Raw genomic sequence first — 5,414 nt, forward strand, 5'->3', positions numbered from 1 at the left:
GTCATCGGGAATCGCAGGGGCTTTGCGTCGTGCCATAAAGGGTCTCCTTTTTACCCATTATGCCACCCCGCACACGAAATTCCTGACACTGCCGCCGGGATACCATCATCATTGAGACCGCGAGCGATATGGCGTGGCGCTCTCCCAGCTGCGAACTCACGGCAGATAAGCAAAATGACTTCTGCCTCTTCCGGCACGATCTCTTGCTCGCCCGTCCGTCCCAGCACCGGGCGGTAGCCATACGCGCTGCCCCCTGCTGATCTTCCTTCACGTATGTTGCCAGTGAGGCCGCGCCGAACCTTGTCGGCAGTGCCCAGACGCTCCGCCCGCGACGCGCACAGCCGCATGTGCGCCACCTTCACGCGCATCGGCTTGCCCGCGATCTCCACGTCCTCGTGGCTCCAGTCGAACTGGTAGGCCTCGCCCGGCTTGAACAGCAACGGGATGAATGCAGGCACGTCGCCGCCGGGATCCCTGCGGCGGCCATCCGCCCAGCGCCGGGCGTAGCGCCGCACCGCATCATACGAACCCTCAAACCCTTCACGCAGCAGCAGATCGTGGATCCGCGTCATCCGCAGCCGGTCACGCCGATGCCGCGCCTCGTTCTCGCTCAACAGCGTATCGAGCCGTTCCTGAAACGGCCCGAGCCGAGGCCGCGGCTGAACCGTGCGATGATAGTCAAACGCGCCTTCCGCCGCATTGATCGCCTTGCGCACCACCTTGCGCGACAGCCGCAGATCCCGCGCGATCTCCCTGATCGCCTTGCCGCCCGCGTGCTCGCGCCTGATGCGTACAACTGTCTCCACAACCAACATCCCGATCTCGCCACCTGAAAATCCAGGCCGCTATCTAAACCATCGGAATGGTGGTTCCCTTTTGGACGCCGATCACCCCGCTAGCCGGGTCCTTTTTGCACGCCGATCCACAGGGTTGATAGCGTGCTGGCGAATGTCTGCCGTTCGCGGCCACCGGGGGGCGCGCCATTGCAGGCTTCAGGAAGGATAATGCGCGTGAAAATCCTTATTCTGGCGCCGATATGTGCGGCGCTGATGTCACCTGCCGCGGCCTTTGCCGACGATGCCAAAACCATCGCCGAAACAGCGCACCATGCTTATGTCACAGCCATCAACAGCAATGACACCGACACCCTGATGGCGGCCATGACCAGTGACATCGTCTACCAGTCACCGGGCGAGCCCGAACTGGTTGGGCAGGCTGCCGTGCGCAAATGGGTGGCAAACTATTTTGCCGCGGTAAAGTCGGTGTGGGACAAGCAGACGCTGAGCTTTACCGTCAGCGGCGATTGGGCGGTCGAACGGTACAGCTGGAAAGTCACCGAAACCGACCGCAAGACCGGCGTGACCACCCACACCACGGGCAAGGGCATCAACATCTATCATCACGACACCGACGGCCATTGGCGCGTCGCGATCGACGGCTGGAGCGGAGATGCAGCGCAATAGCGCAGCGTTATCCGCATGGCGGCGCCATGCCTGCAGCCGGCCCGATTGGGTCGCATGCAGGGGCGATGGTTGTGCTCCATCGACGGCCCGCAGCATGATCGCAGGCGCATTGCGCAGATCGGCGTGGATTCTTGCCGGATTTGCGGCTAGCTAGGCCTCCCATTCTTCGAACCAGGGATGTTTGAACACATGAATAACAGTGACCTTGCCGACACCATTGCTGCTGCAAACAGCCTGACCAAGGCTGATGCACGCAAGATCGTTGATGGTGTATTCGCCGAAATCGCGACCGCCGCAGCCAATGGCGATGAAATTTCCTTGAACGGTTTCGGCAAGTTCAAGGTGAAGGCAACGCCAGCCCGCGAAGGCCGCAATCCTTCGACCGGTGCCACCATTCAGATCGCAGCATCCAAGAAGCTGACCTTCGCACCCGCCAAGGCGGTGAAGGACAAGCTGAACGGCTGACCTGTATCTGCGCCCTGCCGCACGCGGCAGGGCGCAACAGGCCGGCAACCTGCACCCTGCCAAGCCGCCACGCGCCATTACGGCCCGCTGCTGGCGCACAACCCACCGCACATGACCTGGCAGCACCGCACAATGCTGCGCAGCGCATCAAATGAATCAAGAGGGTTCCGATCGGCTTGGTCGGACACATCGTCGACGACCAAGCCCACAGGCAACTGGAGCGGGCGAAGGGATTCGAACCCTCGACCCCAACCTTGGCAAGATAGAGAAGGCGCTACGCCAGAATATCCCGTTATACGCTATAGCACTATAATAATTGAGATTTATCGGATATCGTCCGCCGAGCATATCCGTCAATCACCCTCTGGCTTTCCTTCTTTTGCTGACAATTTGCTGACAACGGCGGTATGAGCGTGCTATTGTCAGCAAAACCGTCAACTGCCGTCAAAGGAGGAGCGTATGGCCAAACTTACCAAACGGGCGGTTGAGGCCATGAAGCCGCCCGCGAAGGGCAGGCAGGCGTTCTTGTGGGACAGCGAACTGAGAGGTTTCGGGGTTCGCATGCTTCCTTCCGGCCTCCAGACCTTCGTGCTGAATTACCGGAATGCTGCCGACAAGGAGCGGCGAATCAATCTCGGCCGCTTCGGCGTGATGACGGTCGAGCAAGCGCGCGATCAGGCCATGATCAAGCTCGGGATGATCGCGGCCGGGGCTGACCCTGCCGAGCCCGTGGAAAATCCCCGTCAGGAGACGACCGTGTCAGACCTGTGCGACTGGTATCTCGCAGAGGCTGAGGCAGGCCGCATCCTCGGTCGCCGTAATCGACCGATCAAGAAGTCGACGCTCGCCATGGATAAAAGTCGGATAGAAACGCACATCAAGCCGCTGCTCGGCGCCCGCCTCGCCCACACCTTGAAGGTGGTCGACATCGAAGGAATGCAGTCCAATATCGTTGCGGGCAAGACGGCGAAGCCAAGGGGCGGCGGCCGCGGCGGCGCCATAACAGGCGGCCCTGGCGTCGCGTCTCGCGCCGTCGCGACTTTGCAGAGCATCCTCGGTCACGCCGCCCGGCTCGACAAGATCGAGAGCCATCCCAGCCGTGGCGCCAGGAAGCTGGCTAGCAAAAAGAAGACCCGGCGCTTGAGCGAGGTTGAGATCAAAAAGCTTGGCATCGCTATGCGGCACGCGGCGCGCAACGGGGAACATCCTGTCGGCCTTGCGATTGTCCGCTTCCTGCTCCTCACCGGCTTCCGTATTTCAGAGGGGCAGGGCCTTCAGCGCCCCTGGCTCCATGCCGATGCCGGCTATGTGAGTTTCCCGGACACTAAGGGGGACGCCCAGATTCGCGCCATCGGCCAAGCTGCGGCGGAACTTGCTGCCAGCCAGCCGCTTCGGAAGGGTTGCCCGTACATATTTCCGGCCGACGTCGGCGACGGGCATTTCACCGCAGCTAAAGCCTGTCTGGCCCGGCTTTGCGCGAGCGTGGGCATCGTTGGCGTCACGCCGCATACGCTTCGCCATACGTTCGGCAGCGTCGCCGGAGATCTGGGCTTCTCCGAACTCACGATCCGGGCGCTCCTAGGCCATGCCGCTCAGAGCGTGACCCAGGGTTACGTTCATGTCGATGAGGCGTTGAAACTCGCCGTAACCCGTACATGCGAGAAAATCGCCGCGTTGCTGCATGAAAATGAAGCAGCGCTCGTCGAGACGCTTGAAAGGCGGGTCGCATAACGATGCTGCCAAGAAAGCTTGCCATTACCTGTAGAAGTCTGATCGAGAATCAGTCCTTATCTGGCCGTAAGCAGACGACAGGCGAGCTCTCGCTCGCCCCAGCGTGTCGAAAAAGTGTCGGAGACCTCGAACCAGCTTCCGTCATTACCAATGCCATGATTAGCACCCATGCACGAGCACTGGCACTCGTGCCCCTGTGCTTCCTGGCACGCCCGCGCGCAGACCTCCTGCTCGCGATAGGGCTGGATGATATAGACTTTGCCGTAACGCCGCAGCGCCCGATCAACAAAGTTGTTGAACCACGACTTCGGCAGCTCCCAATACGCGTGATCGCCGCCGATCCACTCCGGCGCCGTTCGCCGGCCATCCTGTAGCCATTGCCGATTGTCGTCAGCGAACGGCAATCGCACTCGAAGCTTCTCACCGCGCCCAGTCCGGCGCAGCACGACCGGCGTTGCCTTTTGCTTCCAGACGTAATTGAGGGTGAGCCGCTCCATGGACACCTTCTTCAGATAAATTGCCTACTCGACCAATGGCCTCGCATTTTGAGGTCGAACAGCCTCGCGTAGAATGTCCAGCCGGCGAGGATCGATGTCGGTCCGATAATCGAAGATCCGCTGCTCTGGATCCGCCAGACAGAACACGTCGGTCATTTGAGCGAGCGCCCGCACGATCCGCCACTGATTGTCGTCGGTGTCCTGGAACTCATCGACGATGATCATTGGGAATCGATCAGCGACCAGCCCGCGTAGCGCCGCACAACCTTCGAGCAGATCGGCCGTGCCCGCCGCAAAAAGGTCAAAACAATAAAGCCCCGTTTCCGCAGCCTGACGCTGGCGCTCGACGCTCCAGTCCCCGTCGAACGCGGACTTCTGAAGTCGTTCCTCGCCTGGATAAAGAAAACGCACCGGCCGCCCATGCAACAGCCGCCCATGCGCTTCCAGCATCTCCATACAGAACGCGTGGTAGGTCTGGACCACGACGGCCCGGCGTTGGCTCGGCGTCAGGATTTCTTTGCAGCGTAGGAGGACCTGCCGGATCGCCGCACGAGAGAAGCTCAGGAACAGAACTTCCTGACCGGGCTTAAGCGTCGCGAAACGGCCTTGTGCCTTGAATAGCGCGATCGTGGTCTTGCCTGAGCCGGGTCCACCGAGCACCAGCAGGTGCCCCGTCTGCGCGATGATTGCCTTTCGGCTACGGGCTACGCCCTCCGCCGTGCCAGCAAGCGGCGATTCTCACCTTGATTGTCGCTGCGTTCTCATCCTGATTGTCGCGCGGCACGCCGAGGCCGAAGCCAATTACTATGCAGCCATTGAGAACCTCGATATGGTCGCATGACTCAAACCAAATAGCCTCCGGGAAACCCGGGACGCTTCAAGGCGACCGGCGGCGAGGCCATCAGCCAGCAGTTCGGCCAGTACCGCCTCACAGGCGCGCTCGTGCGCTATGCTCAACAGTTCGACCGCCTGCCGGCAGGCAGCGCGTTCGCCCATGGCATCGAGCAGACGCTCGAAGGTCTGTCGATAGGCATCACGCGGGAACAGTTGATTGCGGTAAACCAGTTTCAGCAACGCCATGGGTTTGCGCCGCAGGCTGTGGATGACATGCCGATAGTCGACGACATGGGCGTGTGTGGCATGATCGGCCGACCGACCGCGCGGTAGTGTCATCAACCGGGTTCCACCAATGAACACGTCGAGCCGGTCGTCATAAAGCCGCACCCGCAACCGGTGGCCGATCAGCCGCGAGGGCACG

General features: G+C 61.2%; 5 protein-coding genes and 2 pseudogenes. 3 read left to right on the forward strand and 4 right to left on the reverse strand.

All coding sequences use genetic code 11. The annotated features are described in order from the left end of the window. Positions 1 to 323: 323 nt before the first annotated feature. Positions 324 to 815, reverse strand: a pseudogene (locus G404_RS19620) (IS21 family transposase); the annotation flags it as partial. A 195-nt stretch (positions 816 to 1,010) separates the two neighbouring features. On the opposite strand from G404_RS19620, the gene G404_RS0117155 reads away from it, so the two are divergent. The 3 genes from G404_RS0117155 (at position 1,011) to G404_RS0117170 (ending at position 3,659) form a co-directional block, all read left to right on the forward strand. Continuing rightward, the gene (locus G404_RS0117155; protein ID WP_169719737.1) at positions 1,011 to 1,463 is read left to right on the forward strand and encodes a YybH family protein; all 453 of its coding nucleotides are present in this window, start codon (positions 1,011 to 1,013) and stop codon (positions 1,461 to 1,463) included. A gap of 189 nt (positions 1,464 to 1,652) precedes the next feature. Further along, positions 1,653 to 1,928 (forward strand): HU family DNA-binding protein, encoded by a 276-nt coding sequence (locus G404_RS0117160; protein ID WP_028642147.1) that lies wholly within the window; start codon positions 1,653 to 1,655, stop codon positions 1,926 to 1,928. Between the two features lie 459 nt (positions 1,929 to 2,387). Further along, positions 2,388 to 3,659 carry a tyrosine-type recombinase/integrase gene (locus G404_RS0117170; protein ID WP_028642148.1) on the forward strand — a complete coding sequence of 424 codons (1,272 nt, stop codon included), beginning with the start codon at positions 2,388 to 2,390 and terminating at the stop codon, positions 3,657 to 3,659. A gap of 56 nt (positions 3,660 to 3,715) precedes the next feature. On the opposite strand, the gene G404_RS0117175 is transcribed toward G404_RS0117170, so the two are convergent. The 3 genes and pseudogenes from G404_RS0117175 to G404_RS20250 all read right to left on the reverse strand — a co-directional run. Beyond that, complete coding sequence (locus G404_RS0117175; RefSeq protein WP_028642149.1) at positions 3,716 to 4,156, reverse strand: hypothetical protein; 441 nt, start codon at positions 4,154 to 4,156, stop codon at positions 3,716 to 3,718. A gap of 24 nt (positions 4,157 to 4,180) precedes the next feature. After that, entirely contained in the window at positions 4,181 to 4,843 is a 663-nt protein-coding gene (locus tag G404_RS0117180; RefSeq protein WP_281170281.1) for a UvrD-helicase domain-containing protein, read from the reverse strand. Positions 4,844 to 4,960: 117 nt separating this feature from the next. Further along, a pseudogene (locus G404_RS20250) lies at positions 4,961 to 5,414 on the reverse strand (IS21 family transposase); the annotation flags it as partial.

Source organism: Novosphingobium acidiphilum DSM 19966, assembly GCF_000429005.1.
Lineage (GTDB): Bacteria > Pseudomonadota > Alphaproteobacteria > Sphingomonadales > Sphingomonadaceae > Novosphingobium > Novosphingobium acidiphilum.

Coding starts and splice junctions, on each gene's coding strand:
- G404_RS0117160 (WP_028642147.1), top strand. CDS start 1,653: ATGAATAACAGTGACCTTGCCGACACCATTGCTGCTGCAAACAGCCTG.
- G404_RS0117170 (WP_028642148.1), top strand. CDS start 2,388: ATGGCCAAACTTACCAAACGGGCGGTTGAGGCCATGAAGCCGCCCGCG.
- G404_RS0117175 (WP_028642149.1), bottom strand. CDS start 4,156: ATGGAGCGGCTCACCCTCAATTACGTCTGGAAGCAAAAGGCAACGCCG.